This window comes from Azospirillum sp. A26, assembly GCF_042604635.1.
Classification (GTDB): Bacteria; Pseudomonadota; Alphaproteobacteria; order Azospirillales; family Azospirillaceae; genus Azospirillum; species Azospirillum palustre.
Genome location: NZ_CP170476.1, coordinates 145,895 through 170,782, shown reverse-complemented (window position 1 = coordinate 170,782; position 24,888 = coordinate 145,895). Strand labels below are relative to the sequence as shown.

The 24,888-nt window shown below is 69.7% G+C and carries 27 protein-coding genes; 13 read left to right on the top strand and 14 right to left on the bottom strand.

Annotated elements, in window-relative coordinates; translation table 11 throughout:
* Positions 1 to 24: 24 nt before the first annotated feature.
* The gene (locus ABNQ39_RS31700) at positions 25 to 279 is read right to left on the bottom strand and encodes a hypothetical protein (protein ID WP_376966043.1); all 255 of its coding nucleotides are present in this window, start codon (positions 277 to 279) and stop codon (positions 25 to 27) included.
* A gap of 367 nt (positions 280 to 646) precedes the next feature.
* On the opposite strand from ABNQ39_RS31700, the gene exbB reads away from it, so the two are divergent.
* The 4 genes from exbB to ABNQ39_RS31680 are packed head-to-tail and all read left to right on the top strand — an operon-like array spanning position 647 to position 4,175.
* Complete coding sequence (exbB, locus tag ABNQ39_RS31695) at positions 647 to 1,576, top strand: tonB-system energizer ExbB (RefSeq protein ID WP_376966041.1); 930 nt, start codon at positions 647 to 649, stop codon at positions 1,574 to 1,576.
* A 5-nt stretch (positions 1,577 to 1,581) separates the two neighbouring features.
* Positions 1,582 to 2,010 (top strand): TonB system transport protein ExbD, encoded by a 429-nt coding sequence (gene exbD, locus ABNQ39_RS31690; protein WP_098735982.1) that lies wholly within the window; start codon positions 1,582 to 1,584, stop codon positions 2,008 to 2,010.
* A complete protein-coding gene (locus ABNQ39_RS31685) occupies positions 2,007 to 2,861 on the top strand; it encodes an energy transducer TonB (protein ID WP_376966039.1) in 855 nt (284 codons plus the stop codon). The genes exbD and ABNQ39_RS31685 overlap by 4 nt, the downstream gene beginning before the upstream one ends.
* A 42-nt stretch (positions 2,862 to 2,903) precedes the next feature.
* Complete coding sequence (locus tag ABNQ39_RS31680; RefSeq protein ID WP_376966037.1) at positions 2,904 to 4,175, top strand: PepSY-associated TM helix domain-containing protein; 1,272 nt, start codon at positions 2,904 to 2,906, stop codon at positions 4,173 to 4,175.
* A gap of 42 nt (positions 4,176 to 4,217) precedes the next feature.
* On the opposite strand, the gene ABNQ39_RS31675 is transcribed toward ABNQ39_RS31680, so the two are convergent.
* The 4 genes from ABNQ39_RS31675 to ABNQ39_RS31660 form a co-directional block, all read right to left on the bottom strand.
* Complete coding sequence (locus ABNQ39_RS31675; protein ID WP_376966035.1) at positions 4,218 to 4,712, bottom strand: hypothetical protein; 495 nt, start codon at positions 4,710 to 4,712, stop codon at positions 4,218 to 4,220.
* A 95-nt stretch (positions 4,713 to 4,807) separates the two neighbouring features.
* Positions 4,808 to 5,485, bottom strand: a complete 678-nt coding sequence (locus tag ABNQ39_RS31670) for a phosphatase PAP2 family protein (protein WP_376966033.1) — start codon at positions 5,483 to 5,485, stop codon at positions 4,808 to 4,810.
* Between the two features lie 100 nt (positions 5,486 to 5,585).
* On the bottom strand, positions 5,586 to 6,539 hold the full coding sequence (locus ABNQ39_RS31665; RefSeq protein WP_376966031.1) for a D-2-hydroxyacid dehydrogenase family protein: 954 nt from the start codon (positions 6,537 to 6,539) through the stop codon (positions 5,586 to 5,588).
* 15 nt (positions 6,540 to 6,554) lie between these two features.
* Complete coding sequence (locus tag ABNQ39_RS31660; protein ID WP_376966029.1) at positions 6,555 to 7,535, bottom strand: phosphoribosylaminoimidazolesuccinocarboxamide synthase; 981 nt, start codon at positions 7,533 to 7,535, stop codon at positions 6,555 to 6,557.
* A gap of 103 nt (positions 7,536 to 7,638) precedes the next feature.
* Between ABNQ39_RS31660 and ABNQ39_RS31655 the strand changes: the two genes are divergently transcribed.
* Positions 7,639 to 8,403, top strand: coding sequence for a 4'-phosphopantetheinyl transferase family protein (locus ABNQ39_RS31655; RefSeq protein WP_376966027.1), 765 nt, complete (start codon positions 7,639 to 7,641; stop codon positions 8,401 to 8,403).
* Positions 8,404 to 8,415: 12 nt separating this feature from the next.
* Here the strand turns inward: ABNQ39_RS31655 and ABNQ39_RS31650 are convergent, their stop codons facing one another.
* From ABNQ39_RS31650 to ABNQ39_RS31625, 6 genes are all read right to left on the bottom strand, one after another.
* On the bottom strand, positions 8,416 to 9,843 hold the full coding sequence (locus ABNQ39_RS31650; RefSeq protein WP_376966025.1) for a S41 family peptidase: 1,428 nt from the start codon (positions 9,841 to 9,843) through the stop codon (positions 8,416 to 8,418).
* Positions 9,844 to 10,137: 294 nt separating this feature from the next.
* A complete protein-coding gene (locus tag ABNQ39_RS31645) occupies positions 10,138 to 10,860 on the bottom strand; it encodes a sugar transferase (protein ID WP_376966023.1) in 723 nt (240 codons plus the stop codon).
* Between the two features lie 133 nt (positions 10,861 to 10,993).
* Positions 10,994 to 12,040 carry a hydrogenase expression/formation protein HypE gene (gene hypE / locus ABNQ39_RS31640; RefSeq protein WP_376966021.1) on the bottom strand — a complete coding sequence of 349 codons (1,047 nt, stop codon included), beginning with the start codon at positions 12,038 to 12,040 and terminating at the stop codon, positions 10,994 to 10,996.
* A 46-nt stretch (positions 12,041 to 12,086) separates the two neighbouring features.
* Positions 12,087 to 12,332, bottom strand: a complete 246-nt coding sequence (locus ABNQ39_RS31635; protein WP_376966019.1) for a HypC/HybG/HupF family hydrogenase formation chaperone — start codon at positions 12,330 to 12,332, stop codon at positions 12,087 to 12,089.
* A 16-nt stretch (positions 12,333 to 12,348) separates the two neighbouring features.
* The gene (gene hypB / locus ABNQ39_RS31630) at positions 12,349 to 13,389 is read right to left on the bottom strand and encodes a hydrogenase nickel incorporation protein HypB (protein ID WP_376966017.1); all 1,041 of its coding nucleotides are present in this window, start codon (positions 13,387 to 13,389) and stop codon (positions 12,349 to 12,351) included.
* A 75-nt stretch (positions 13,390 to 13,464) separates the two neighbouring features.
* Positions 13,465 to 14,646, bottom strand: a complete 1,182-nt coding sequence (locus ABNQ39_RS31625) for a nickel-dependent hydrogenase large subunit (protein WP_376966015.1) — start codon at positions 14,644 to 14,646, stop codon at positions 13,465 to 13,467.
* A 255-nt stretch (positions 14,647 to 14,901) separates the two neighbouring features.
* On the opposite strand from ABNQ39_RS31625, the gene ABNQ39_RS31620 reads away from it, so the two are divergent.
* The 7 genes from ABNQ39_RS31620 (at position 14,902) to ABNQ39_RS31590 (ending at position 20,462) form a co-directional block, all read left to right on the top strand.
* A complete protein-coding gene (locus ABNQ39_RS31620) occupies positions 14,902 to 15,501 on the top strand; it encodes a HupE/UreJ family protein (protein WP_376966013.1) in 600 nt (199 codons plus the stop codon).
* Positions 15,502 to 15,699: 198 nt separating this feature from the next.
* A complete protein-coding gene (locus ABNQ39_RS31615; protein WP_428846421.1) occupies positions 15,700 to 16,359 on the top strand; it encodes a YjbE family putative metal transport protein in 660 nt (219 codons plus the stop codon).
* A 111-nt stretch (positions 16,360 to 16,470) separates the two neighbouring features.
* Positions 16,471 to 17,298, top strand: a complete 828-nt coding sequence (locus ABNQ39_RS31610) for a DUF3618 domain-containing protein (protein WP_376966011.1) — start codon at positions 16,471 to 16,473, stop codon at positions 17,296 to 17,298.
* A gap of 12 nt (positions 17,299 to 17,310) precedes the next feature.
* Positions 17,311 to 18,381 carry a YihY/virulence factor BrkB family protein gene (locus ABNQ39_RS31605; RefSeq protein WP_376966009.1) on the top strand — a complete coding sequence of 357 codons (1,071 nt, stop codon included), beginning with the start codon at positions 17,311 to 17,313 and terminating at the stop codon, positions 18,379 to 18,381.
* 312 nt (positions 18,382 to 18,693) lie between these two features.
* The gene (locus ABNQ39_RS31600) at positions 18,694 to 18,867 is read left to right on the top strand and encodes a hypothetical protein (protein ID WP_376966007.1); all 174 of its coding nucleotides are present in this window, start codon (positions 18,694 to 18,696) and stop codon (positions 18,865 to 18,867) included.
* Between the two features lie 222 nt (positions 18,868 to 19,089).
* Entirely contained in the window at positions 19,090 to 19,788 is a 699-nt protein-coding gene (locus tag ABNQ39_RS31595; RefSeq protein ID WP_376966005.1) for a hypothetical protein, read from the top strand.
* Positions 19,789 to 19,862: 74 nt separating this feature from the next.
* The gene (locus ABNQ39_RS31590) at positions 19,863 to 20,462 is read left to right on the top strand and encodes a HutD/Ves family protein (protein WP_376966003.1); all 600 of its coding nucleotides are present in this window, start codon (positions 19,863 to 19,865) and stop codon (positions 20,460 to 20,462) included.
* Between the two features lie 99 nt (positions 20,463 to 20,561).
* On the opposite strand, the gene ABNQ39_RS31585 is transcribed toward ABNQ39_RS31590, so the two are convergent.
* Complete coding sequence (locus ABNQ39_RS31585; RefSeq protein WP_376966001.1) at positions 20,562 to 21,908, bottom strand: GH1 family beta-glucosidase; 1,347 nt, start codon at positions 21,906 to 21,908, stop codon at positions 20,562 to 20,564.
* 2 nt (positions 21,909 to 21,910) lie between these two features.
* On the bottom strand, positions 21,911 to 22,249 hold the full coding sequence (locus ABNQ39_RS31580) for an acyl carrier protein (protein ID WP_376965999.1): 339 nt from the start codon (positions 22,247 to 22,249) through the stop codon (positions 21,911 to 21,913).
* Between the two features lie 227 nt (positions 22,250 to 22,476).
* On the opposite strand from ABNQ39_RS31580, the gene ABNQ39_RS31575 reads away from it, so the two are divergent.
* Positions 22,477 to 23,883 carry a nucleobase:cation symporter-2 family protein gene (locus ABNQ39_RS31575; RefSeq protein WP_376965997.1) on the top strand — a complete coding sequence of 469 codons (1,407 nt, stop codon included), beginning with the start codon at positions 22,477 to 22,479 and terminating at the stop codon, positions 23,881 to 23,883.
* On the opposite strand, the gene yddG is transcribed toward ABNQ39_RS31575, so the two are convergent.
* Positions 23,880 to 24,821: an aromatic amino acid exporter YddG gene (gene yddG / locus ABNQ39_RS31570; protein ID WP_376965995.1), complete on the bottom strand. Its 942-nt coding sequence runs from the start codon at positions 24,819 to 24,821 to the stop codon at positions 23,880 to 23,882. The genes ABNQ39_RS31575 and yddG overlap by 4 nt on opposite strands.
* Between the last annotated feature and the right edge of the window lie 67 nt (positions 24,822 to 24,888).

The window sequence follows — 24,888 nt, the reverse complement described above, 5'->3', positions numbered from 1 at the left end:
GTACGTGGCCAAGGCTCCGCCGGATCACCAGATGCGGCGGGCCAGTTGGTCGCCGCGCTCTGACAGGTCGCGCATCAGGGCGCGGGCCTCGTCCTCTCCGGTCCAATGGGCGATGGACGCCATGCCGTCGGGAGTGTCCGCGGCACCGTCGCGACCACCGCCGGAATCGTCGGGCATGCCGAACACCTGTCCCGCCCGCGCCTCTACCACCGCGAAGCGGCCGTCGCTGGCCAACAGACGGAAGCTGCCTTTTTCCTCCACCACCGAAACCCGGGTCATCGGGCGTCTCCCTGGCGTTGTTCCATGGCGGGTTCAACCGGCGGGAAAGCCGGAAGGTTGCGGTGCGTCGAGATTCTTCGCGACAACCGGCCGGAACGATGGTAGTGAGACTTATTCGCACTTGGCCGCAGCTGCGCTTATTGCCTCCGGGATGGTTCGTCAAGGCAACAAAACTGCGGGCGGACGGCGTCAAATTCCCACAAAAAACGAATGACTCGCCGCCGGGCGCGGTCGATTTTCAGTGCGAGTGCGACTCATTCGCATTATAACCGCGGTGGGGTATCTGCTTCGGGGCATTGCTCCGGAGCGCCATCGGGCTTTTTGCAGTGCGCGTGCGGGGCACGCGCCGAGGGGGAGTTGGACCGCCATGCCGACATCGTTTCGCCATCGTCCTGTCCTGGCCGCCGTCCTTGCCGGCGCCGGGGCGCTGATGGCCGGCGCCGTCCAGGCGCAGGAGGCTGCCGCGCCCGCCGCCGCCGTGCCGGCGGCCGGGCCGGGGGTGGCTCAGGGTGTGGCGCAAGGAGCGGCACAGGGCATGCCGGACGCTTCGGCGGCACTGGCGTCGCTGCCGCACGACCTGTCGCCCTGGGGCATGTTCGTGACGGCCAGCCCGGTGGTGCAGGCGGTGATGGTCGGTCTGGCGCTCGCCTCGGTCGTCACCTGGACCATCGCCATCGCCAAGACGGCGGAGGTGACCTCGGCCAAGCGCAAGGCGCGGGCGGCGCTGGAGATGCTGGAGGAGGCGCGGTCGCTGTCGCAGGCGGCGGAGCGGGTCGGCTTCAGCCAGGGCACCGCCGGCGCGCTGGTCCGCGCGGTGCTGGCGGAGACCCACATGTCGGCCGATGCGCCGTCGCGCGACGGCCTGATGGACCGCGCCGCCTCGCGGCTGGAGCGGATCGAGGCGGCGGCCGGCCGGCGCATGGCGCGCGGCACCGGCATCCTCGCCACCATCGGCTCGACCGGCCCCTTCATCGGCCTGTTCGGCACGGTGTGGGGCATCATGACCAGCTTCATCGGCATCTCCAAGGCGCAGACCACCAACCTCGCCGTCGTCGCGCCGGGCATCGCCGAGGCGCTGCTGGCGACCGCCATCGGCCTCGTCGCCGCCATCCCGGCGGTGGTGGTCTACAACGCCTGCAGCCGCGCCATCGGCGGGCACAAGGCGCAGCTGACCGACGCGTCGGCCGCCGTGCTGCGCCTGCTGAGCCGTGACATCGACCGCCATGCCCTGCCGCGCCCCCATGCCGTTCAGGGCCATGCCGCGCAGGCTCACGGCAATTCCCGTGCGGCGGAGTAAGGGCGATGGGTGCGCGCCTCGGCTCCGGCAACGAAGACGATCTGACCGAAACCCATGAGATCAACGTCACGCCCTTCATCGACGTCGTCCTCGTCCTGCTGATCATCTTCATGGTCGCGGCACCGCTGGCGACGGTGGATGTGCCGGTCGATCTGCCGGCCTCCACCGCGACACCGACGCCGCGGCCGGACAAGCCGCTGTTCCTGACCATCCAGGCCGACAAGACGCTGTCGCTGGGCGAAACCGCGACGACGAAGGAAGCGCTGGGTGCGGCGCTGGACGCCGCCACCAACGGCGACAAGACGCAGCGCGTCTTCCTGCGCGCCGACAAGACCGTCGATTACGGCGCCCTGACTGAGGTGATGAACAGCCTGCGCGGCGCCGGTTATTTGAAGATCGGCCTCGTCGGGCTGGAATCGGCGCCCGCCCCATGAGTGCCGCCTTCGACCATGGTTCTGTCGACTGGTCTGCCTCCGATGGGGAGCGGCCGGCGCGGGGAGCCTTCCGCTGGGGCGGCAGCCTGATGGTGGCTCTGGGCGTCCATGCCGCGGCCGGTGTCGCGATGGTCGCCTGGCATGTGCCGATCATGCCGTCCGAGGCCGAGCCGCCGGCCGTTCTGCTGGAACTCGCCCCGCTGCCGGTGGCTCCGCCGGAACCGACGCCGGCCATCGACATCCCCTTGCCGGAACCGATGCCGGAGCCGGTGATCGAACCGCCGCCGCCCGAACCGGAGCCCGAACCGGTCGTCGAGGAACCGCCCCCGCCGCCCGAGCCGCCCCCCGTGGTCGAGCCGGAGGTCGTGCTGCCCAAGCCGCCGCCCGAACCGCCGAAGCCCAAGCCCGAGGTGAAGAAGGAAGCGCCGAAACCCAAGCCGGAGAAGCCGAAGCCGCCCCGCCCGGTCGCCCAGCCGGCGCAGCCCGCCCCGGTGGCGGCACCGCCTGCGCCAGCCCAGGCGCCCGCCCCGGCGGCACCGGCGCCGTCGGCCGCGCCCAGCCGGGCGGTGCCGAGCTGGCAGGGCCGGCTGCTGAGCCATCTGGAACGGCACAAGCGCTACCCGCGCGCCGCCCAGGCCCGCCGGCAGGAAGGTGTTGCCCAGGTCCGCTTCACCATCGACCGCGAGGGCAACGTCCTGTCGGTCCAGCTCGACCGCAGTTCCGGCGTCAGTTCGCTGGACGAGGAGACGGTGGAGATGGTCCGCCGCGCCTCCCCCCTGCCGGCCCCGCCGGAGGAGATGGCGAAGGACCGCATCGAGCTGGTGGTTCCGGTCCAGTTCTTCATCCGCTGACCCGCAGCCCGTCCAACCGCTTATCCCGTCAGAGCCCCTCCCATGGCCAACGCCAGCAAGCCGCGCAGCCAGCGCCTGTGGTACCGCACGCTTCAGAACATCCATCTGTGGGTCGGCCTGATCCTCTGCCTGCCGTTGGTCGTCCTCGGCATCACCGGGTCCATCCTGGTGGTGGACGAGGAACTGCGCAGCCTGACCGGCGACGCGACGGTCCGGGAATTGTCCGGGACGCCGGCCGACGGTCCGATGCAGCCGGTGTCCGCCATCCTGGCCGCCGCCCGCGCCGCCGCGCCGGCCGGGACGCAGCCGGGCTTCCTGGTCCTGCCCGAAGAGCCGGGCCGTCCGGCCACGGTGCGCCTCGTCGCCGCGCGCGGCGGTGACAGGGGTGGCGAACGGGGTGGCGAACGGCCGCAGGGGACGCCTCAAGGCGCTCCCCAGGGCTCTCCTCCTCCGCAGGGCGGACCGGTCGGCATGCTCAGCATCGATCCGGTGTCGCTGGCGGTGAGCGGCGGCGCCAACCCGGCGCAGGCGTCCGGCGGCTTCCTGCGCACGGTCCACATTCTGCACGGCAACCTGCTGATCCGCGACCGCAGCGGCCGTGAACTGGTCGGCTGGCTGGGGGTGGCGATGCTGGTGCTGGGCGTCAGCGGCCTCGTCCTGTGGTGGCCGCGGCCGAGCCGTTGGAAGGCCGCCTTCACCGTCAAGGCCGGCGCCCGCGGCATCCGCCTGCACCGCGACCTGCATGGCGCGGTCGGCATCTGGTCGCTGCTGGTCTTTGTGATCGTCAGCTTCTCCGGCGTCTATCTCGCGTTTCCGCAGACGCTGGGGGCCGGCATGTCATCGGTTCTGCCGGCCCGCGACCTGCGCGCCGCGGTGACGGTCCAGCCGGTGAAGGGCGCCACCCCCATCGATGTCGACCGCGCGGTCGCCCTGGCGCAGGACGCGATGCCGGGAGCGGCCCTGCGCTCCGTCTCGCCGCCGGCGCGTCCGGATCAGGCGTACCGCATCGGCCTCGCCCCGGCCGGGCAGGCGCATGGCGCGCCCATCGCCACGGTGTTCGTCGATCCCTGGACCGCGCAGGTGGCCGAGGTCCGCGACCCGGCAGCCTACAGCGCCGGCGAGACGGTCATCGCGTGGCAGCGCCCGCTGCATGCCGGCGAGGGGCTGGGGCCGCTGTGGAAATGGGCGGTCTTCCTGTCCGGCATCCTGCCGCCGCTGTTCGCCGTCACCGGCACGCTGATGTGGTGGTTGAAGCGCAAGGCCCGCCGGGCCAAGAACGCGGAGCGCGCGGCGGCGCTGGCCGCTGCGGAGTGAGAGAGGCGGGGGGCGTCGTCGGCCGACGGCGCCCCCCGCCTCTCAATCCAGAGTCGGTTCCATCCGCTTGCCTACCCGCCGCTGGGAGTCGACGGCGGCGCGCAGACGGTCGCGGGCGGCACCGCGGCTGCCGGCGGTGGCGGCCGGACGCAGGCCATTCAGGGCCGCCAGGAAATTGGTGCCGGCGCGGCCCTTCGGTTCGGCAACGATCCGGGCCGGCAATGCCGGGATCTCCTGCGTCACCACATCCCGGCTGGTATCGGTTCCTGCGGTCTCCGCCGTCTTCGCCTGGGCGCGGGCCTGCTGCGCCTCCACCCGGGCGCGGGCGACGATGCGGTCGCGCAGCTCGGCGTCGAGCGTGCGGAACACGCGCGACGCCTCGTTCAACTCGTTCTCCCGGCCGCTGTCCAGCGTCCGCTTCAGGGCGTTGGCCAGCAGGCGGCATTCCAGGACGCCGGGCACCCGCTCGCGCTCCACCGCCCGGGCGAGGACGCCGACGGCTTCGAGGGTTTCGCGGTCGAGAGTGCCCTGGGGCATGGTGCGGCCGATCCAAAAGGGTTAGGGCCGACACTATCGGTCGGCAAGCGAGCTTATTCAACCCGCTTGTTAACCTTTTGTGCGGCGCACCCGGATCAGCGCCCGGCGGTGGTTTCCGGCCGGTCCTGCTCAACCGCACCCCGGCGCTGGAGCCACTCGGCGATCATCCAGCAGAAGGCCGCCCAGGCGGCGCCGACGCTCCAGCCCGCCAGCACGTCGGTCGGCCAATGGACGGCGAGATAGACGCGGCTCGACCCGATGATGAGGGTCAGCACCATCGCCCAGGTCAGCAGATAGGCCTTGGTGCGCCGCCCCTCGACGAACTGGGTCAGCAGGGCGCCCAGCGTCAGGTAGACGACGGCGGACTGCATGGCATGGCCGCTGGGAAAGCTGGCGGAGATCACCTCGTCGCCATGCGGCACCAGATCGGGGCGGGCGCGGTCGAACAGCATCTTCAAAACCGTGCTGAGCATCCCGCCGCCGCCGACCGACACCAGGACCAGCAGGGCCGCCGCCCGCTTGTGCAGCAGCAGCAGGAAGCCCAGCGTGGCGACGGTCAGGATGGCGAGGATGGTGGTGCTGCCGAGCGAGGTGATGTCGCGCGCCACCCGTGCCAGCCACCAGGGGCCGCCGGGCTGGTCGGGGTTCAGCGGATCGCGGAGCGCCAGGAGGATGCGCTTGTCGAAGGCGGTGGTTTCGCCCTCCATCACCTCGCCGGCCAGTTCGACGAAGCCGAACAGCAGGCCGGCGATCACCGAGAGGCTGACCAGCATGCCCAGCCGGTGCCGGCTCAGATTCGCCCAGAACCCGTTTCCACTCCCGCCCGCGATACCCTCGTTCCGACTCACCCGCACCCTCCATCCCTGTTGCCGTTCAGGCGGGAGAGAGAAGCCGCACCGGTGAGCCCGCCGTCCAGGCCAGGATGTCCTCCAGGGCGTCGCGGTAGAACACCGCATAATTCTCCCGCGTCACGTAGCCGAGATGGGGCGTCAGCACGGTGTTGGGAAGGTCAAGCCAAAGGCTGTCTTTCGGCAGAGGCTCGATGGGGAAGACGTCGATGCCGGCGCCGCCGATGTGGCCGTGGCGGAGCGCATGAACGAGCGCCGCCTCGTCCACCAGCCCGGCGCGCGAGGTGTTGACGAAGAGGGCGGTCGGCTTCATCGCGCCGATCTCGTCCGCCCCGACCACGCCGCGGGTGCGCTCGCTCAGCACCAGATGGACGCTGACCACGTCGGAGGTCGCGAACAGCGCGTGCTTCTCCACGCGGGTCACACCTGCGTCCGCCGCGCGCTCGTCGGTCAGGTTGGGGCTCCAGGCCACCACCTCCATGCCAAAGGCCTGGCCGACCCTGGCGACCTTGCTGCCGAGCTTGCCCAGGCCGACCAGACCCAGCCGCTTGGCCCCGAGATCGCCGGTCAGGCCGGTCTGCCAGCGGCCCTCGCGCAGCGCCCGTTCTTCGGTCGGGATGCGCTTGGCCAGCGCCAGGATCAGGCCCCAGGTCAGTTCCGCCGTCGGCGCGCCTACCATGCGGGTGCCGCAGACCGGGATGCCGCGGGCGGCGCAGGCCGTCAGGTCGATGGCATTGTTGCGGGCGCCGGTGGTGATCAGCAGCTTGAGGTTCGGCAGCCGCCCGATCAGGGAGGCCGGGAACGGCGTGCGTTCCCGCATGATCACCAACACGTCGAAGGGCTCCAGCGCCGCCGCCGCCGCGGTCTCGTCGCCGAGCGGCTTTTCGAACACCGTCAGGCTGCTTCCCGGAGGAAGCCGCGACCAGTCGGCAAGGTCGCAGGCGACCCCCTGGTAGTCGTCGAGGATGGCGATGCGCATGGAGCCCGTCCCCCTTTACTTGGTGAAGTAGGGCGCCAGATTGGCGCGGATGCGGTCCAGCACCGGCACGGCGGTCGCCGGCACCTCGAACGGGCGGCCGGTGATGGTCTCGCCGGCCTCGATGTAGACGCGCGCGGCCTCCAGAACCACGTCGGCGGGGATTTCCGGAACGTCCTGGGTGTAGGGATCGCAGCGGGCGACGACCCAGTTGCGGACGAAGTCCTTGTCGAAGCTCTCCGGTTTCTCCCCGGCCTCGAACCGCTCCTGATAGCTGCCGGCGAACCAGTAGCGCGAGCTGTCGGGCGTGTGGATCTCGTCGGCCAGCAGGATGTTGCCGTCGGCGTCGAAGCCGAACTCGTACTTGGTGTCGACCAGGATCAGGCCGCGGTCGGCCGCCATCTTCTGGCCGCGGGCGAACAGGGCCAGCGCCTTGTCCGACACCTCGTCCCACTGGGCGCGGGTCAGCAGGTTGCGCTCGACGATCTCGGTGGCGGTCAGTTCCTCGTCATGGCCGGCGTCGAAGGCCTTGGTGGTCGGCGTGATGATCGGGGTGCCCAGCTTCTGGTTCTGGCGCAGCCCGTCGGGGAAGATGTGGCCGTACATCTCGCGCCGGCCCTGCTTGTACATCGACCAGATCGAGGTGCCGGTGGTGCCGGCCATATAGTCGCGGACCACGACCTCGACCGGCATGATGGTCAGCCGCTTCGCCACCACCACGTTGGGGTCCGGGTATTCAAGGACGTGGTTGGCGCAGATGCCCTTCGTCGCCTCGAACCAGAAGCGCGCGGTCTGGGTCAGCACCTGCCCCTTGAAGGGGATGGCGGTCAGGGCGCGGTCGAAGGCCGACAGACGGTCGGTGGTGATCAGGATCCGCCGCCCATCGGGAAGGTCGTAGTTTTCACGCACCTTGCCGCGGTAATGATTGGGCAGCTCCGGGATGAAGGCGTCGCGAAGAACGTTGGTCAGATGCGGGGCGAGCAGGGCGGTGTCAACCATGGGATCCTGGTCCGGATGCAGGGGCGGATGCGAGAGGCGCGCATGATACCCGAAACCCCTGCCGGAGCCAGGACGCTAAATTGTGAGGGAGGATCGCTGTCCGATGCATGACGGGACCATCGAAATGCCGGATCCTGAGCTTGCCGGCGACTATGTCCTGACGCCCGGAGTCGTGCGCGTCTGGTTCGCCGATCTCACCGCGCTGTCGGGACAAAAGGCGGCGATGCGCGCCCTGCTGTCCGCCGACGAGGTGGAGCGCGCCGACCGCTTCCTGATGGAGCGGCTGACCGACCGCTTCATCCTGCGCCGCGGGCTGCTGCGGCTGCTGCTGGGGCGCTGCACCGGACGCGATCCGGCGGGGCTGGTGTTCGATTACGGGACGCACGGCAAGCCGTCGCTGCCCGGCGGACCCGCCTTCAACCTCAGCGACAGCGAGGACAGCCTCGCCATCGCCGTGGCGGCGGAGGGGCGGATCGGCGTCGACATCGAGCGGCTTCGTCCCATCGAGAGCGCCGACGGCATCGCCGACCGCTTCTTCCACGCCACCGAGCGCGCCGCCTTGCAGGGGCTGGGGCCGGAGCGGCGGGACGAGGGCTTCCTGCTGGCCTGGACGCGGAAGGAGGCCTTCATCAAGGCGGCCGGCGTCGGGCTGTCGATGCCGCTCGACCAATTCGCGGTGGAGGTAAGGCCGGACGCACCGCCGGCCCTGCTGGAGATCGACGGACGGCTGCGCGGCGATGTCGGCGTGCCGGCGGACTGGAGCCTGTTCGACCGCCGGGTGCTCCCCGGCACCATCGCCGCCATCGCGGCGCACGGCACCGGCTGGACGGTGGAGACGCGGGTGATGGGGGCGGGGTTCGCGGGGTAGGGAGACCCTACTTCACTCCCCGCCGGCCAGCGTGCCGGTAAGGCGGTTGCGGATGGCGGAGACGGCGCATTCCAGCGGGCGGTCGTCGTCGGGCTTGGGCGCCTTGTCCATCACGTCGGGGCACATGTCCTGCGCCATCCACACCTGCGGCTTCGGCGGGACCGGGGCGTTGGGGTCGCAGGTCGCCGGGTCGGGGTGGGTTTCCTCGGTGCTGCCGTGGGTCGGCTTGACCTCCAGGTTCGGCGAGACGCCGAAGCAGTCCACCAGCGCCCCCGAGGGGCGGTAGTAGCGGGCGGTGGTCAGCCGGATGCCGGTGTCGACGCTGAGCGAGGAAATCGTCTGCACCGATCCCTTGCCGTAGGAGCGGGAGCCGAACAGCAGCGCCCGGTGATGGTCCTGCAGGGCGCCGGCCACGATCTCGGACGCGGACGCCGAGCCGCTGTTGATCAGCACCACCACCGGCAGCCCGGCCATCAGGTCGCCGGCGGTGCCGCGGTAAGTGCGGGATTCTTCGGGGTCCCGACCGCGGACGGACACGATGTCCACCGTCTCCAGGAAGCGGTCGGCCACCTGCACCGCCTGCTCCAGCAGGCCGCCGGGGTTGTTGCGCAGGTCGATGACGGCGCCGGTCAGCCGGCCCTTCGATTGCCGGCGCATGTCCTCGATCGCCGCGTCCAGCGACGAGGAGGTCGACTGGTTGAAGGTGGCGATGCGGACATAGGCGACGTTGCCCTCCAGCCGGTAGCGCACCGGCTGGATCTTCACGATGGCGCGGGTCAGCGACACGCGGGTGTTGGCGTCGGTCGCCGGCGGGCGGCGGATCGACAGGGCGACAGAGCTGCCGACGGGGCCGCGCATGCGGGCGACGGCGTCGTGCAGGTTCAGCCCCTTCACCGCCACGTCGTCGATGCGGGCGATCAGGTCGCCGCTGCGCAGGCCGGCGCGGGCGGCGGGCGAGCCGTCGATGGGGGAGACGACCTTGATCAGGCCGCTTTCCTCGTCCATCGTCACTTCGATGCCGAGCCCGCCGAACTCGCCCTGCGTCTGTTCGCGCAGATAGCGGTAGCGCTCGGCATCGAGGAAGCTGGAATAGGGATCGAGCGAGCCCAGCATGCTGTCCAGCGCCGCTTCGGTCAGCAGCCGGTCGCTGGCCTTCGGGTTCTCCGCCTTCTTCTTCTTCAGCCCGTCTTCCGCCTTGTCGATCAGCGCCTGCGGGTCGAAGGGCTTCACATGCTCCGTCAAAACGCGGCGCATGGCGTCGGAGAAGAGGACGTAGTTGCGGTCGGCGGTGGACAGCGACCCGTAGCCGCGGATTTTCGCGAAGTCCGTGCGGTAGCGGTCGAGCGCCGCGACGGTGTCGGCACGGCTGGTGGGCGCCACGGCGCAGGCGGGCCCGATCGCCACCATCATCAGCAGCAGGGCAGCCAGCAGCTTCGCCATCCTTGGACCCTCTTGACTGGCCGATCCGGCCGGCGGTCTTGCACGCATCGTTCACTATACCAGGGTTTCGCCGGTTGCCCCGACCCTAGCACGTCGTCCGCCCATTCTCAAAGTCCACCCGATTTCGGCAAGAGGGCATGCCGGGGGTGGAACGGCCGAACCGCGCGATGGAGCGGAGTCCTGACATAGGATGCACAAACAGCGATGTCGCGCGCCCCGATGGGACGCGCGACCGACGCGAACGGATGAGTGCTTTCGGAGGGTGTGGACTCTACAGGACCTGAGGAGAGCCGCTCAGTAGGCGCCGCTGCCCTTCACCACGACGCGCACGGTGCGCAGCATGATGCCGATGTCGGCCCAGAAGTTCCAGCCGACGACATAGGCGGTGTCGAGCTGGACGCGGCGCACGTAATCGACGTCGCTGCGGCCGCTGACCTGCCACAGCCCGGTCAGGCCGGGGCGGCAGCGGGTGTAGAAGGGGAAGCAGGCGTGATAGTAGGACACCTCGTCGTCGATGATCGGACGGGGGCCGACCAAGCTCATGTCGCCGCGCAGCACGTTGACCAGCTGCGGCAGCTCGTCCAGGCTCGATTTGCGTAGGAAACGGCCGACAGGGGTGATGCGCGGGTCGTTGCGCAGCTTGCGCGTCGCCAGCCATTCGGCACGCGCCTCCTCGTCGGTGGCGAGCAGCCGTTCCAGCACCTCGGCGGAATTGACCACCATGGAGCGGAACTTCAGGCAGGTGAAGGAACGCCCGTCGGCGCCGATGCGCCGGTGGCCGAACACCGCCGGGCCGCCGTCGCGCGCCACCATCCAGGCCAGCACCAGCATCAACGGTCCGAAAACGGCAAGCAGCCCCAGCGCGCCGACGATGTCGAAGGCGCGCTTGACGCGGTGCCTGTGCAAGGGAGGGCAACCGGGAAGCCGGTCCATCGCCTGCATCGCCGACCGGGTCCCGGCCATCCGGCCGGGGTCCAGACGGGGAGCGCCCAAAAGAGCGATGTTGGACAACGCCATTGTAATCTCTCGTCGCTGAACGTCTCTGGTCAGAGCATAGGACCATCCGAGAGAGGCAACGGCCAGCGCGCGAAAGGGGTCCCGCCAATGGGACCGCTTCTTTGGAAACAGCGGGTTAGCCCGCCGGTACGTATCAGCAGATACGGGGAAGCTGTTCTCCGGTCAGCCAATCCACGATCCGGCGGCCGCCGAAGCGGGTCTCCATCTGAACGAAACGGTGGGGGTCTTCCACCACACGTCCGATGCAGGCGGCATCCCTTCCCAGCGGGTGATCGCGCATGACGGAGAGCAGGCGGTCGCACTCCTCTCCGGTGCAGATTGCGATCAGCTTACCCTCGTTGGCGGCGTAAAGCGGGTCGAGTCCCAACAATTCGCAGGCCGCCGTCACCTGCGCCCGCACCGGGATGTCGGATTCGCGCAGCCGCATGCCGACGCCGGACTGGTGGGCGATCTCGTTGAGCGTCGTCGCTAGCCCGCCGCGGGTCGGGTCGCGCAGCACATGCACGTCGGGCACCGCCGCCACCATCGCCGCGACCAGCCCGTTCAGCGCGGCGCTGTCGGACAGGATCGCCGTCTCGAAGCCCAGATTGTCGCGGGTCGACATGATGGCGACGCCATGGTCGCCCATGGTGCCGCTGACCAGGATGACGTCGCCGGGCCGCGCCCGGTCGCCCGACGGGGCGACGCCCGGCGGCACCATGCCGATGCCGGTGGTGGTGATGAAGATACCGTCGCCCTTGCCGCGCTCCACCACCTTGGTGTCGCCCGACACGATGGCGACCCCGGCCTCGCGCGCCGCGGCGGCCATGCTGTCGACCACCCGCTTCAGGTCGGCGAGCGGGAAGCCCTCTTCGATGATGAAGCCGGCGGTCAGGTGCAGCGGCACCGCACCGGCCATGGCGACGTCGTTCACCGTGCCGTGGACGGCCAGCGACCCGATGTCGCCGCCGGGGAAGAACAGCGGCGAGACGACGAAGCCGTCGGTCGTCATCACCATGCGCCCGCCCGGCACGTCGAAGGCGGCCTGATCGTTGCCCTGGTCGAGCCAGGGGTTGGCGAAGGCGGCGGCGAACAGCTCGCGCACCAGCTGCGCCATCGCCTTCCCGCCCGACCCATGGGTCATGTCCACCGCCCCGCGGGCGATGTCGAGCTTGCGGGTGAAGAGGCGGCGGTCGGTCATGGCGGGGGTCCGGATGGTCGGCGGGTGTGCGGAAGGGGAGGGGACGTCAGGCCGCGGCTTCGGCGGCTTCAGTTTCGACCTGGGCGACTTCGGCCAGCAGAGCGAGCGTTCGCTCGGCTTCCTCCGCATCCAGGCGGGACAGGGCGTAGCCGACATGGACGATCACGTAGTCGCCGACGGCGACGCCCTCCACCAGCTCCAGCGAGCAGGTGGAGGTGACGCCGCCCAGGCTGACGGTGGCGCGGTCGTCGGGCAGCAGGGCGGTGACCAAGGCGGGGACGGCAAGGCACATGGCGGCGGTCCTCCGGTCAGACGGCTGTGGTGGCAGTATGAGACGCGCGGGCCTCGGCCAGCCCGTCGGCGATCCAGTCGTACCATTCCTCCAGCCCCTGGCCGGTGGTGGCCGACAGCTGGATCACCGCCAGCGACGGGTTCAGGCGCTGGGCGTAGCCGATCATCCGCTCGACATCGAAGGTCAGATGGGGCAGCAGGTCGATCTTGTTGACGACCAGCAGGTCGGCGCGGACGAACATGTCCGGGTATTTCAGCGGCTTGTCCTCGCCCTCCGTCACCGACAGCACGACGACGCGGTGGGTCTCGCCCAGGTCGAAGCCGGCGGGGCAGACCAGATTGCCGACATTCTCGACGAACAGCACGCCGTCCCCGGCGAACTGGCCGTCGGCCGCCAGCTTGTCGGCGGCCTGCGCCACCATCGAGGCGTCGAGGTGGCAGCCCTTGCCGGTGTTGACCTGCACCGCCGGGGTGCCGGTGGCGCGGATGCGGTCGGCGTCGAAGCTGGTCTGCTGGTCGCCCTCGATCACCGCGACGGGGAAGCGGCCCTTCAGGTCGGTCAGGCTGCGGGTCAGCAGGGTCGTCTTGCCCGAGCCGGGGCTGGACATCAGGTTCAGCACGAACACGCCGCGGTCGGCGAAGCGGCGGCGGTTGACGGCGGCCAGCCCGTCGTTCTTCGCCAGGATGTCGCGCTCGATGGTGACCAGCCGCGGCTGGTTCAGCGCCGCGCCGCCGTCGATGGCGTCCGGCCGGTCGGGGCGGTGGTGGTCGTGACCATGATGATCATGGCCGTGGTCATGGCTGTGGCTGTGATCGTGGCCATGGCCATGGCCATGGTCGTGCTCATGATCATGCCCGTTGTGGCTGTGGCGGAACACCGTGCCATCCGGGGCGACATGCTCGTGGGTGTCGTCATGGTGATGGTGGGCATGGTGGTGCGCTTCGCCATGGCGGTGGCGGTAGATTTTGCCGTCGGGGCCGATGTGCTCATGCCCGGCATCGGTGGCCTTGCCGTCGATCCGGGTCTCGCCTTCGCCGCATCCGCAAACCGTGCACATCACGCGCTCTCCCACTCTTCCATCCGCAAGACGCCCGCCATCATCGACTTGCCCGCGGGCTTCGGCAAGCGCTCGTCATTCGTGTACGTCTATGCCGCAGGCGACGCAGGGATCCAGCATCGCAACCAGCAGCTGCACCCGCTCCACCGCATCGTCGCGGTCGCGCACCGCCGCATTGGCAAGGCCGCGCGCCAGCGGGCCGTCGGCGGCGAAATTCCAGTCGGTCGGCGCCACCATCCGGGCATCGGCCAGCCGGCCGTCCCCGTCCAGCCGCAGCCAGTGGGCCAGCCGCCCGCGCGCCGTCTCCGCCACGCCGCAGCCTTCACCCGGGCTGGAAGAGCCGGCGGCAACCGGATCGGCCGGCCGAAGCGCGGCGATGGCCGCCTCCATCCGCCGCGGCAGCTCCGCCAGATCGGCGAGCCGCGCCGCGAACAGCCGGGCCAGCCCGTCGCCGAAGCGCTCCGTCACCGAGACGACCAGCGGGTGGTCCGCCTGCCGCTCCAGCGGGCCGGTCAGGGCCGGGGCACCGTTGCGCCGGGGGGCGGCGGCGAAGCCCGGATCGCCGGCCAGTGCCGCCGCGAACCAGCCGGGCGACCGCTCGCCGAGCAGCGGCCCGCCGCAGGCCCCCCAGCCGGCCAGACCGGGCGACAGCAGCCGGGCGGCCAGCAGCGCAGAATCCGTGCCGCCGCGCGTCGCCCAACCGGCCAGTTCGTCGGCATCGCGCGGCGGCGGGCCGGCGAAGACCGTCGTCTCCAGCCAGCCGGCCATCCGGTCCAGCGCGTCGCGCAGAGCTGCACTGTCCGGCCGCAGCGTGCCGCCGCCGGGGCGCAGCCCGTCTTTGGCCGGATAGAGCGCCGGCAGGACGGCGGACACCGCGCTCCGAAGCTCGCGCAGGGCCGCCGGCCGCGGCGGTGTCCCCAGGCGCGCCGGCCATTCTACCAAAGCCTGCCAGCCATGGCTGTCCAGCGCCTCCGCATCGGTCAGCAGGCTGCGCGCCGCGTCATGGGCGCCCGCGTCGAGTCCCAATGCCGCCTCGCAGGCGCGGGCGACGGCCAGCCCCTGGGCGCTGCCGCACAGGCTGAACAGCAGGGGCGCCAGCCGCGCCGCCTCCTCCGCCCTGCGGCCGACCAGGGCGGCGACGGCGCGCGGGCGGCGGGCGGCGACCTCGGCCCGGCGGATGGTCATGCCCTCCGGGCCGTTGTCCAGCCACAGCCGGACGGACACCGAACCTTCTCCGGGAAGCGTGGGGGTGGACATTGAAGGTTCCTGGGGCGGCATCTGCCGGGGGTTAATGGACTGCATCCTGACGGATCGGGGATGCAACTCATTGACCTGCGTCAAAATACGTAGATCCGGCGGGGGTGTAGCGCTGTCTCGGCCATGGCCGGGCCGGCGCTTTCTGCTACACTTCGCCCCAACCGCGCCACACCGTCCGGTTTCCCCTGCGTCGGGCGGGAAAGCCGGGACGGCACGATCCGATGGGCGCGACACGACATCAGAGGATGCTGGTCCATGAAACGTTTCCCTCTCGCCTCGGCCGTCCTGCTGGCCGGGCTGGTGCTGCCCGCGGTCGCCGACGCCCACACCTTCGGCGCCCATGACGCCGGTTTCGCCCACGGCTTCCTGCATCCGATCGGCGGCTGGGACCATCTGCTGGCGATGGTGGCGGTCGGGCTGTGGGCGGCGCAGCGCGGCGGGGCCGCCCTGTGGGCGCTGCCGGCGGCCTTCGTCACCGCCATGATCGGCGGCGGCCTGCTGGGCATGACCGGCATCGAGCTGCCGGCGGTGGAGCTGGGGATCGCCGGGTCGGTGATCGCGCTGGGCGCCCTGATCGCCGCGCAGTCGCGCCTGTCGCTGCCGGTCTCGCTGGTCGTGGTCTCCGCCTTCGCCCTGTTCCACGGCCATGCCCATGGCGCCGAGATGCCGGAGGCGGCACAGCCGCTGCTCTACGGCCTGGGCTTCGCGCTCGCCACCGCGCTCCTGCATGGCGCCGGCGTCGGCGCCGCCCTGTCGCTGCGCGGTGTCGTCCGCGGCGGCATGGGCGCGCTGGCCCTGCGCGGGCTGGGTGCGGCCATCGGCCTGAGCGGCGTGGCCCTGGTGGCGCTGGCCTGAGCGCCGCCACCGGTTCGCCCAGGATGGCTTGCCCATGAGGAAGGGCCGGGCGGGAAACCGTCCGGCCCTTCGGCGTTCCGGGCTCCGCGACATTTTCTACCGTGGCCGGGTGGCGATGTTGCGCAGCCGCGCGTTCACGCGCTATAGGGCGGATCTTCCCCGCCCGCCTTCCCTCCACCGACAATCGACGGACTGCCCGTGGACTCGCTGATTCCCGAACTGATCGCGCTTGGCCAAGTGGTCTTCATCGACCTCGTGCTTGCCGGCGACAACGCCATTGTCGTCGGCATGGCCGCTGCCGGGGTGGCGCGGGAAAAGCGGGCCCGCGTGATCTTCTGGGGCATCGCCGCCGCGGTGGTGCTGCGCATCGGCTTCGCACTGGCGGCGACGAAGGTGATGGACATCATCGGCCTGACGCTGGCCGGCGGTCTGCTGCTGCTCTGGGTGTGCTGGAAGCTGTTCCGCGAACTGCGCAGCCAGCGCGAGGAGGCCCAAGCCGCGGCGCTGGTTGCCGACGGCGATGGGGATGGCGATGGGGATGGCGGGGCCGCGGTCCCGGCCGGCGGCGGCAAGTCGGTGCGCACCGCCGTCTGGGAGGTGATCGTCGCCGACGTGTCCATGTCGCTCGACAATGTCCTGGCGGTGGCGGGCGCGGCGCGCGAGCATCTTTGGGTGCTTGCCATCGGGCTTCTGCTGTCGGTGGCGCTGATGGGGGCGGCGGCCAGCGTGATCGCGCGGCTGCTGAACCGCTTCCACTGGATTGCCTATCTGGGACTGCTGGTCATCGTCTATGTCGCCGTCCGCATGATCTGGCAGGGCAGCATCGAGGTGATGGCCTTCGCCCAGATTATCGGCTGAGTTTATCGGCTGACCTTATGGGCTGACCCTCAGGGGGCGAAGCGGGAGGGGCCGGAACAATCGGCCTGTGGTGGTGTTGCAAGCCGGCAGCCCCCACAGGAGACGCCCGGCATGACCCATCAGAACGACGCCATTCCGTCCGCCGCTCCTCCCGACACGACAGCCGCCCAGGGCCGCCGCCCGGAAGAGATCGAGCACGAGATCCAGTCGATCCGCGCCCGCATGGATTCGGTGATCGACGAGATCGAGTTCCGCCTGTCGCCTGGCCAGATGTCCGGCGGGGTGGTGCAGGTGGTGCGCGACGTGATCCAGGGCGGCGGCGACGGACTGTCCGGCCGCATCGCCCGCGCCGTGCGCGCCAACCCGATCCCGGTGGCGCTGATGGGCGTCGGCGCCCTCTGGCTCGCCGTGGCGGTCGCCCGCACGCCGGAATCCACCACCGAATTCGACGATTACGCCCCCGATGGCCGGCAGCTCGACCCGCGCAGCCGGCATCTGTTGACCGACCTGACCGGCGCCTGCCGCGACGGGGCCGAGGCTTTCCGCCGCGCCGACATGACCATCGCCGACCCGTCGCTGTCCGGCCGCCTGCAGGAGCTGGCCGACCAGCTCGACCGTAGCGCCGTGGCGCTCGACGCCGAACTGCGGCAGGGCGGCGGCTGGATCGAGACCGCCGGCGACGGTGCGCGCGTCTGGTCGCCGATGCACGGGCTGGCGCAGGCCAGCGCCCGCAGCGTGATGGCCGGGGCCGGCGGGCCGGCTGCCCGTGGCGACCTGCTGGCTCGGCTGGAAGGCGGGCTGGACGGCACGCTGGCGCTGTTCCGCGACGCCCTGCGCGATGCCCCGGACGACCATCTCCAGGTCGCCATCGGCGCTCAGTTCCACGCCCTGGAAACGGCGCGGCACCGCGTCGGCGCGCTGCGCGAAGCCGTGGCCTGAGGAGGGCGGGGGATGCTGGGGCTGAGCCGTCGACATTATTACGAGCACCGCAACCGTTTGAACCGGCTGCATGGCGCGCAGCATGGCGGCGGACACGCCGCCAATGACAGGGCCAATGACGGCGACAGCCGGGGCCGGTCGGCGGACAGCCCGTCGGAAATCCCCAAGAAGGGCTGGAAGGACATCCTGCTGCGGGTGTGGGACGAGCAGAGCAAGGACAATGTGTCGATGCTGGCCGCCGGCGTCGCCTATTACGCCCTGCTCGCCATCTTCCCGGCCATCGCGGCGCTGGTGTCGATCTATGGACTCGTCGCCGACCCGACGACGATCGAGAGCCAGCTGAACCAGCTGGGCAGCCTGCTGCCGCCGGACGCCCTCAGCATCGTCAGCGACCAGGCGCGCAAGGTGGCGACCGCCCCGTCGCAGGGTCTGGGCTTCGGCCTGATCTTCGGTCTGCTGCTGACGCTGTGGAGCGCCTCGCGCGGGACCAATTCGCTGGTGTCCGCGCTGAACATCGCCTATGGCGAGAAGGAGACGCGCGGCTTCCTCATGCTGGCGGCGCTGTCGATGGGGCTGACGGTGGCCGGGCTGCTGTTCGTCATCCTCGCCATGGCGTTGATCATCGCCGTCCCGGCCGCCATCAACATCATCGGACTTCAGGACACGCCCATCGGCTGGATCGCCAGCCTTGCGCGCTGGCCGATCCTGGCGGTGACCATCATGCTGGCGCTGGCCGTCTTCTACCGCTATGCCCCGGACCGCCGGGAACCGCAATGGCGCTGGGTCACCTGGGGCTCGGCGATGGCGACCGTCGTCTGGCTGCTGGGCTCGCTCGGCTTCTCCGTCTATGTGTCGAACTTCGGCAGCTACAACGAAACCTACGGGTCGGTCGGCGCCGTCGTGGTCCTGCTGCTGTGGTTCAACCTGACCTCCTATGTCGTGCTGCTGGGGGCGGAGCTGAACGCGGAGATCGAGCACCAGACCGCGCGCGACACCACCGACCGCGACGGCCGCCCGGCCCGGCCGCTGGGCCAGCGCGACGCCTATGTCGCCGACACGGTGGGAGAGCGCAAGGCGAGCTAGCCGCGAAGGCGTTTCTTAGCCCAAAAGCCTCTTTGCCCAAATGACTCTTGGCAAGCCGGCGGCCGCGCGCTAAGGTCGCCGTCATGCAACAGATGCTCGCCATCGCGTCCTGCGGACGCTCCCGATATTTTGGCCGCTGGTTTCGTTCGGCGGCCTAGGAACGCGCATCTGTCGCTCACTCCCGAAGCCGCCCGGACCGACCCGCGGCGGCTTTCGTGTTTGTGATCCCCGGCCCTTTGATGGGCTGCACATCCTGAAAAATCCGAACACGGGCGACCCGGGCGGCTTCATCACCAGCCGAGAGAGGTTGTCATGTTCGATTTCGATGTCGTCACCGGTCCCACCCAGCCGCCCCATTGCCACCTCGCCGACGAAGCCGCCGGCCCGGCTGCTTCCGAGTCGGTCCTGCCGCCGGCCAACCTGATCGGTGCCGCCGCCGCCCTGGCCGAGCCGCATACGGCAAAAGGAGAAAAGTCGCGATCCTGATGCGGACCGGGCCGCCCGCCGTGGCGTGCAGGGACCGCATCCCAGCTTTCGACCAAAAAAATCACGAATCCTACCTATGTTCGGCCGGCTGTTGTCGTATACTCCCTTTGGGCAGACGTGTCCGGGTGGCGGCTCAGCCGGCCGTACTCTTGTTGGCGGTTCCTCGCCGAGGTCCGGGTTGGGACGGGCGCGATGGTCGGATCGGAAGAAGGATGACGAATCATGGCGGATGATGCTCTCTCAGGCGTCAACTCTATGGTCTCCAGCCTCAACGCGTCGATCAACAACGCGGTGGAGGCCATCAAGAAGTCGCAGAGCAATCAGGCTGTCGGCGACGTCAAGGAATATTCCAAGACGGTCAAGAAGTCGGCGCTAACCACCACGGCGGGCGCCACCGACATCGGCGTGCTTGCCAAGAACACCACCCGCCTGAACGTCGCCAGCACCCTGGCGCCGAACGACAAGGTCGATTTCTACAAGTTCAAGGTCACCCAGAAGGGCGAGATGACCATGGGGCAGGTCGGCGACGACGGCCTGCGCGTCCAGCTGATGAACAAGCTCGGCCGCGTGGTGGCCGACAGCGACCCGAAGGCCGGCGACGACTACAAGGCCTTCAAGCAGTTGCAGGCCGGCAACCTGACGGTCGACAAGGGCGACTACACGCTGCGCGTCAGCCGCGACAAGGGCCAGTCGGACAAGGACCCGAAGAACTACGCCATGCAGCTGGTCATGGGGAATTACAGCCAGGATTTCGACACGGTCGCCAAGCAGCCGGCCAAGGGCGACACCGGCATGGCGCTCACCACCGGCCAGCAGGCGACGCTCGACGGTCTGAACCAGGCCATCGGCAGCATGAACTCCATCCCCACCGGACAGACCGGCACCCAGAAACTGATGGGCAGCTTCAGCCTGTTCGTGTGAAGCCAAGCCGCCGATTGTGCCATGGGCCGGCTGTGCTATGACGGAATGGAGCTGATCCGTTCCGGAGCAAGATTTTGCTGTCCATCACGCGCCTGAGCCCCGCCGACCATCGCCGCGTTCCCTGGAAGAACGGCGGCGGCGTCACCACTGAACTGGCGGTGGAGCCGTCCGACGATGGCCGCCCCGATGGCCGTTTCGTCTGGCGCGTCAGCATCGCCGACGTGGTCGAGCCCGGTCCCTTTTCCGCCTTTCCCGGTTATGACCGCCTGATCGCCGTGGTGGAGGGCGATGGCATGCGGCTGTCGGTCGATGGCGCCCCGCCGGTCGAGCGCCGCCGCCTGGACCCCGCCTTCGCCTTTTCCGGCGAGGCTCCGGTGTGGTGCGAGCCGACCGCCGGGCCGATCCGCGACGTCAATTTGATGCTCGACCGCGCCTCGGCAGCCGGCACGCTGACCCTGCTGGCCGGCTCCGCCGCGCAAAGGGCCAATGTGCACCGGGCCGAAGCCGATGTGCTGCTGGTCCACGCCCTTGCCGGCACACTGACGGTGACCCCCGAGGACGGCGAGGCGCTGACGGTTCCCACCGGGCACAGCCTGCTCCTGCGCAACGGGGCAGCGCTGGTGGAGGCGCCGGACGAGGCGGAGGGTGTCTGTGCCGAGGTGTGGCGCTGTTAGAGTGTGATCGGTTCAAGCGGAATCGCTTGAAGCGTGAATCACACGGGAAAACCAAAAGGTTAGAGTCTGTCTGGTGCTTCAATAAGCATCAGACAGACTCTAGGGCTTCGCCGTCCGGATCAGCTCGGCGTACCAGCGCGCCGAGTCTTTCGGCGTGCGGGCCAGGGTCTGGAAATCGACGTGGACGATGCCGAAGCGCTGGCCATAGCCGCTGCCCCATTCGAAATTGTCCAGCAGCGACCAGACGAAATAGCCGCGCACGTCGGCACCCTGGGCCATCGCGTCGCGCATCGCCGCGTTGTAGATGGTCAGGTAGTTGATGCGGTGCGGGTCATGGACGGCCCCGTCCGGGCTTACGGTGTCGCTGCCGCCGCAACCGTTCTCCGTCACCACGATGGGCAGGCGGTAGCGGCGCTGGATGGTCAGCAGTTCGTCCCGGAAGGCGTCGGGGAAGATCGCCCAGCCGACGCCATGGGTCGGCGAATCGGCCGGAGCGTCGCCCCAGCCATAGCCCCAGCTCCGGGCCGGATCGGCCTTGGCGAAGATCGGGCCGTAATGGTTCAGCCCGAACCAGTCCACCGGCCGGGCGATGCGCGCCATGTCGCCGGGCTGGACATAGGGTTCGATGGCGGCGGCGGTCTGCGGCGGATAATGGCCCAGGATCTGCGGGTCGCAGAACACCAGATTCCAATGCTCGTCCAGCAGGGCGGCGGCCGCGCGGTTCTCCGGCGTGTCGGTCTCCGGGATCACGATTTGCCGGTTGTGGATGGCGCCGATGGAGGCGCCCGGCACCATGTCGCGCAGCACGTCCACCCCGGCGCCATGGGCGAGATTGACGTGGTGGATGGCGCGCAGATGCTGCGCCCGGTCGACGATGCCCGGTGCCGCCCAGGGGATCGCATAGCCGAACAGGGTGAAGACCGAGAATTCGTTGAAGGTGATCCAGCGCTTCACCCGGTCGCCGTAGCGCCGGGCGCAGAGTGCGGCATAGTCGGCGTACCAGCCGGCGCAGTCGCGCGACGACCAGCCGCCCAGATCCTGCAAGGCCTGCGGCAAATCCCAGTGATAAAGGCACAGCCAGGGCTCGATGCCCGACTCCAGAAGCCGGTCGATCAGCCGGTCGTAGAAGTCCAGCCCGGCCCCGTTCACCACCCCCTTGCCGCGCGGCATCACCCTGGGCCAGGAGATGGAAAAGCGGTAGGCATCGACGCCCAGCCCCTTCATCAGGGCCACATCCTCCGGCATGCGGTGGTAGTGGTCGCAGGCGACATCGCCGGTGTCGCCGTTCACCACCCCGCCCTGGGTGCGGCAGCGCACGTCCCAGATGCTGGCGCCGCGCCCGTCCTCGGCAGCCGCCCCCTCGATCTGGTAGGCGGAGGTGGAAACGCCCCAGACGAAGTCCGGCGGATACGGGGTGGACGGATTTGCGGAGGTCCGGTCGCTCATCGTCAGGCTGCGATCTGGTTGATGCCGCGGCAGCGCGCCTCGAAGGCGTCGGAGATGAATTCGGGGCGCTTGTAATAGCCCTTAATCCAGCTCGCCAGCAGGCAGAGCTCCTCCAGCTTCACCAGTTCGTCCAGCGTCCCGTCGGGAAAGCGGATGGAGAAGCTTTCGGAGATGTACTCCAGCACCTGCTCGACCTGATCGATGGACAGCTGGATGTCGGTTTCCAGCGTCGCATTGCGGGTCAGCAGAGCCTCATCGACCCCATACTCGTCGCGGATCAGCTTCACGATCCAACGGAACATGTGCATCCAGTTGGATACACCCTCGATCGACTTGCTCATCGCGACGCTCGGCTTCGGTTGCGCGAAAGGGGTATGCGGCAGCGACTGTACGCACGGATCGTTAAAGAATAACGCAGCCCCCGTCGGGGTCTCCAGCCGGGCGCGGCAATAAACCGCGCGGCTTTTGCCACCTGCACGGGCAGCGGCGCCGTGGATCTGCCCAGGCACTGTGCAGCGGCGGGCGGGGAAGCGGCCGGAAGCCGCCATCTGCCAGGGCGGCACGCCCCATGCAGAACGAAACCAACCGATTGCAGAGCGAGGCTTCCGCCATGAAAAGCGCCGCCACCCCCGATGTCCATCCCGTCGACGAGGTTCTGGCTCCCTGGCGGCTGCTGGCGCTGGGGTTGCAGCATGTGCTGGTGATGTATGCCGGGGCCATCGCGGTGCCGCTGATCGTCGGCGGCGCCTTGAAGCTGCCGAAGGACCAGATCGCCATGCTGATCAACGCCGACCTGTTCGCCTGCGGCGTGGTCACGCTGATCCAGGCGGTGGGGGTCTGGCGATTCGGCATCCGGCTGCCGGTGATGATGGGCGTCACCTTCGCCGCCGTCGGCCCGATGGTGGCGATGGCGACAAACCCGTCGCTGGGGCTGCTGGGGATTTACGGCGCGGTGATCGGGTCGGGCCTCTTCGCCATCCTGGCCGCGCCGCTGGTCGGCCGGCTGCTGCCGCTGTTTCCGCCGGTGGTGACCGGCAGCGTTATCGCCATCATCGGCGTCTCGCTGATGCGGGTGGGTGTGGGCTGGGCCGGCGGCGGGGTCGGCAACCCGCGGTTCGGCGATCCGGCCTTCCTGGGCGTCGCCGCCTTCGTGCTGCTGACGATCCTGGCGCTGATGAAGCATGGCCGCGGCTTCGTCCGCAACGTCGCGGTGCTGCTGGGGCTGGTGGCCGGCATGATGCTGGCGATGGGTCTGGGCATGGTCGATTTCAAAGGGCTGGGGGAGGCGCCGTGGGTCGCGCTGGTCCAGCCCTTCCAGTTCGGCATGCCCGTGTTCGATCCGGTCGCCATCCTGACCATGTCGCTGGTGATGATCGTGGTGATGATCGAGTCGACCGGCATGTTCCTGGCCGTCGGCGACATGGTCGGCCGCCCGGTGAGCCGCGAGGATCTGGTCCGCGGCCTGCGCACCGACGGGCTGGGCACGCTGATCGGCGGCGTCTTCAACACCTTCCCCTACACCTCCTTCTCGCAGAATGTCGGTCTGGTCGGGGTGACGGGGGTGCGCAGCCGCTGGGTCTGCGCGGCGGGCGGGCTGATCCTTCTGCTGCTCGGGCTGCTGCCGAAGCTGGCCCATGTGGTGGCGTCGGTGCCGGCCTTTGTGCTGGGCGGGGCCGGGCTGGTGATGTTCGGCATGGTAGCGGCGACCGGCGTGAAGATCCTGACGCAGGTCGATTTTGCCAACCGGCGCGAGAACCTGATCGTCGTGGCGGTCAGCATCGGCGTCGGGCTGATCCCGCTGGTGTCCGACAAGTTCTTTTCGCAGATGCCGGCCTTCCTGTCGCCGCTTCTGCACAGCGGCATCCTGCTCGGCACCCTGACGGCGGTGGCGCTGAACTGGTACTTCAACGGGCTGGCGAGCGCCGACCGCGCCCGCCACGATGTTGCCGCCGCCGCGCAGGGGGTGGAGGCTTAAGCCTTCCTCCGCAGCAGATCCTTGCTGGCGAGCAGCGACCCGCCGGCGATCAGGGCGCAGGACACCCAGATGATGCCTGAATTGGCGGCGAGGCCGAACAGGACCAGCAGCAGGGTGGACAGCAGCGGCGCCAGATAGGACAGCGCCCCCAGCGCCCGGATGTCGCCGTGGCGCACGCCGTAATCCCAGACGAAGAAGGCCGCGCCCACCGGTCCTAGCCCCAGCAGAAGCATCGCTCCCCAACCGGCGGTGCTGTCCGGCCACACCGTCCGCTCCAGCGCCAGATGGCAGAGCAGCGACAGGATCGCCGTGACGAGACAGAAGGCGCTGACGGCGTCGGTCGGCGCCTCGCCGATCTGGCCCAGCCGGCGGCGCAGCACCGAATAGCCGGCCCAGGTGACGGCGCTGCCGAGTGCCGCGGCATAGCCCGGCAGATGCGCCGGATCGATGGAAAATCCGCCCACCGAGCCGCTGGTGCCGCCGCGCGCGATCAGCAGCGCGGTGCCCGCCAGCCCGGCGACGGCGCCGCCGACATGCCAGGATCGCAGCCGCTCCCCCGGCAGCAGGGCGGAGAACAGCACGATCAGCAGTGGCCACAGATAGTTGATCAGGTTGGCCTCGACCGGCGGGGCCGCCTGCAACGCCATGAAATAGAGGAAGTGGAAGCCGAACAGCCCGCCGACGCCCAGTGCCCAGGCCGCGACCGGCTGGCGGAAATAGCGCAGCGGGTTGTCGCCGCGGGATGCGGTCCAGCCGCTGCCGACCAGGAAGGCCAGCAGGAAGGAGGTCGCCACCAGCTGGAACGGCGGCACCATGGCGGCCAGCGTCGCCAGCGGGGCCAGCGTTGCCCACAGCAGGATGGCGATGAAGCCGACCAAAGTGGCGCGGTTGGACGTGCGGCGGTCGGGCAGGGTGGCGGTGGTGGAGGAGGCGGTCATGATGCCTGTCGGTCGGTTGGCCCCGGGAGGCGACCATAGCCGGCATGCTGAGGGCTGTCTTGACCGG